At 65.4% G+C, this 2,930-nt stretch carries 3 protein-coding genes and 2 pseudogenes; 3 read left to right on the top strand and 2 right to left on the bottom strand.

Features of this window, described 5'->3' with window-relative positions; all coding sequences use genetic code 11:
• Window positions 1–515: pseudogene (locus tag WA702_RS30845) on the bottom strand (gephyrin-like molybdotransferase Glp); the annotation flags it as partial.
• 11 nt (window positions 516–526) lie between these two features.
• Window positions 527–1,048 (bottom strand): molybdopterin-guanine dinucleotide biosynthesis protein B, encoded by a 522-nt coding sequence (gene mobB / locus WA702_RS30840; protein ID WP_425114317.1) that lies wholly within the window; start codon window positions 1,046–1,048, stop codon window positions 527–529.
• Window positions 1,049–1,232: 184 nt separating this feature from the next.
• Here mobB and WA702_RS30835 point away from each other — a divergent pair, with 184 nt between their 5' ends.
• From WA702_RS30835 to WA702_RS30825, 3 genes and pseudogenes are all read left to right on the top strand, one after another.
• Window positions 1,233–2,123 (top strand): formate dehydrogenase accessory sulfurtransferase FdhD, encoded by an 891-nt coding sequence (locus WA702_RS30835; protein WP_425114316.1) that lies wholly within the window; start codon window positions 1,233–1,235, stop codon window positions 2,121–2,123.
• Window positions 2,116–2,769, top strand: coding sequence for a molybdenum cofactor guanylyltransferase MobA (gene mobA, locus WA702_RS30830; protein ID WP_425114315.1), 654 nt, complete (start codon window positions 2,116–2,118; stop codon window positions 2,767–2,769). Before WA702_RS30835 ends, mobA begins: the two co-directional genes overlap by 8 nt.
• A 25-nt stretch (window positions 2,770–2,794) precedes the next feature.
• Window positions 2,795–2,930 (top strand): annotated as a pseudogene (locus WA702_RS30825) (cation transporter); the annotation flags it as partial.

Below are 2,930 nucleotides of genomic sequence, written 5' to 3'. Positions count from 1 at the left end.
GCGACATGCTGCGGCCGCAGCCGCTGGCCCGCTTTCAGCGCCACCGCGCCGAGCGCGATATCCTCGCCCGCGGGACGCACATTGGCGCCGGGCTTGAGACCGGCGGGCAGCACGACGCGATCGTCGCCGGCGACGCGAACGTCCTCCTGCATGAACACAGTATCGGCGCCATCAGGCATCGGTGCGCCGGTGAAGATGCGCATCGCATGCGCAGGCGCGATCGGCATTGCCGCAGCGCCGGCCGCGACACGTCCGGTCACCGGCCAGACGGCCTCGGCTCCATGTGGCAGATCGCTTGAGCGCACGGCGTAGCCATCGACCGCGGAATTGGTGAAAGGCGGCAGCGGCAAAGGCGCAGCGACGTCGCTGGCGAGGACACGCCCATCGGCCGCCAGTAGCGCGACCGGCTCGGTCTCCATCACCGGCTTGACGCGAGCGGTGATGATGCTGACCGCGTCGTCGATCGACATCAGCGGGCCGCCGAAGGCGAAGCAGTCGTCGGAGAGTTGCGCCATTGTTGCTCTCTTCAGGTTCCCGCCGAAACCAGCAGATCGGCAATCGGCATCGCCGAACGCAGCATCATCGCAGCCACCGCCCGGATGTCATCGAGATGGACCGTCGGCAGCGTCGTTGCAACGTCCACATCGGTGGCGATGCCGACAATGCCGGGGTCGTTCGGGAACAGCAGCGGCTTGCGGTTATCTGCGCGATGCACCTCGATCTTGTGATGCGGATCGGTCTTGTAGCCCTCGATGACGACGAGATCGACCGGCGACAGCTTTGCCAGCAGTTCCGGCAACGCCGGCTCCTGCTCGCCGCGCAGCTCGTGCATCAGCGCCCAGCGGGTGCCTGAGGAGACCAGTACCTCCTCGGCGCCGGCCTCGCGATGACGCCAGGAATCCTTGCCCGGCGTGTCGACATCGAATTTGTGATGGGCATGCTTGATCACGGACACGCGCAGGCCCTGCGCCAAAAGATGCGGAAGCGCACGCGTCAACAGGGTGGTCTTGCCGGCGCCGCTCCAGCCGGCGAGGCCAATTACTTTCATCTCGGTCTCCGCGACCCGACAGCGCGTCTGCCGTCATTGCGAGGAGCGACAGCGACGAAGCAATCCAGGTCTTGTTCAGGTTCTGGATTGCTTCGCTTCGCTCGCAATGACGGAACCCATTCGTGCTCTTGTCTGGGTAAGCTTTATATCGGTGCACGGTCAATGTCATGCTAACGTCGCACGCATGACGACATCTGCCAAATCCCCTCCTCCGCGCATCCTGCCCGATCCGCTCGATCCGCGGCTCACGCAGCGCGTCGCCGGCATCGACCAGACCGGCGCGCGGGTCGAGATCAACGTGCCGGTGGAGCGGCCGCTGACCCTGTACCTGAACGCGCAGGAGATCGTCACCATGATGACGATCGGCGACTACCCGGACTACCTCGCGCTCGGCTATCTGCTCAATCAGAACATGCTGAAATACGACGACGTCGTCACCGAGGTCGAATATGACGACGACCTCCAGGTGGTGGTCGTACGAACAGCGCATCACACCAATTTCGAGGCCAAGCTGAAGAAGCGCACCCAGACCTCGGGCTGCGCACAGGGCACCGCGTTCGGCGATCTGATGGAGGCGATCGAGAGCATCACGCTGCCGAAGGCGGAACTGAAGACATCCTGGCTCTACCAGATGACGCAGACCATCAACACCATGCCGTCGCTGTATCTCGAAGCTGGCGCCATTCATGGCTGCGTGCTGTGCGAACAGGGCACGCCGATCTGCTACACGGAAGACGTCGGCCGCCACAACGCAGTCGACAAGATCGCCGGCTGGCTCTATCGGCACGGCGTCGATCCTGCCGATAAGATCCTCTACACCACGGGCCGGCTGACTTCGGAGATGGTGATCAAGACGGTGCGGATGGGAATTCCGATCCTGGTGTCGCGCTCGGGCTTCACGGCCTGGGGCGTCGAGCTGGCGCGGCAGGTCGGGCTGACCTTGGTCGGGCGCGCCCGCGGCAAGCGCTTCATCACGCTATCGGGCGAGGAGCGCATGGTGTACGATCAGGATCTCGCTTACGTCGAAGAGGAATCGGCCAGGCACCGGCGCAAGGGCGGACGCGGCGATGACTGAGCTGACGCCGGAGCTGACGCAAGACAACGCCGCACAGATTCCCTGCGTGCTGCTGGCCGGCGGACTGGCACGGCGCATGGGCGGCGGCGACAAGCCGATGCGCGCGATCGGCGGTCGCACCATCCTTGACCGCGTGATTGCGCGGCTTAAGCCACAATGCAGCGATCTCATTCTCAACGCCAATGGCGATCCCGCGCGCTTCGCCGCCTTCGGCCTTCCGGTCGTCCCCGACAGCGTCGCCGATTTTCCGGGTCCGCTCGCCGGCATCCTGGCCGGGCTGGACTGGGTGGCAGCGAACCGCCCCGATGCCGCGTGGATGCTGAGCGCGGCCGGCGACTGCCCGTTCCTACCCCGCGACCTGGTGGCGCGGCTCACTGCGGCGCGCACCACGGAGGGCGCCGAGCTTGGGGTCGCCGCCTCCGGCAACCAGTCGCATCCGGTGATCGGATTGTGGAAGGTCGCTTTGCGCGAGGAGCTGCGCCACGCACTCACGGTTGAGGACATCAGGCGGATCGACCGCTTCACCGCGCGCTATCCTCTGGCGACCGTGAGCTGGCCGATTACGCCGGTCGATCCGTTCTTCAACGCCAACACCGCCGAGGATCTCGCCGAGGCGGAGCGGCTGGCGGCACAGGACGGCGGTTGACGCGATGGAGAGGGCCACGCCTGACATGGCCGCAGTGCGCCGCACAGTGATCACAGTCGCGGTGCTGAACCTGCTCTATTTCGGCGTCGAATTTGCTGTGGCGCTGCGGATCGGCTCGGTGTCGCTGTTCGCCGACAGTGTCGATTTCCTCGAGGATACCT

It is taken from the genome of Bradyrhizobium sp., assembly GCF_049798375.1.
Taxonomy (GTDB): Bacteria; Pseudomonadota; Alphaproteobacteria; order Rhizobiales; family Xanthobacteraceae; genus Bradyrhizobium.
The sequence above is the reverse complement of the archived record's forward strand: the minus strand, read 5'-3'. Positions and strand labels throughout refer to the sequence as shown.

Excerpts from the sequence above, each read along its gene's own strand:
- mobB (WP_425114317.1), bottom strand. The coding sequence starts at position 1,048 with ATGAAAGTAATTGGCCTCGCCGGCTGGAGCGGCGCCGGCAAGACCACC.
- WA702_RS30835 (WP_425114316.1), top strand. The coding sequence starts at position 1,233 with ATGACGACATCTGCCAAATCCCCTCCTCCGCGCATCCTGCCCGATCCG.
- mobA (WP_425114315.1), top strand. The coding sequence starts at position 2,116 with ATGACTGAGCTGACGCCGGAGCTGACGCAAGACAACGCCGCACAGATT.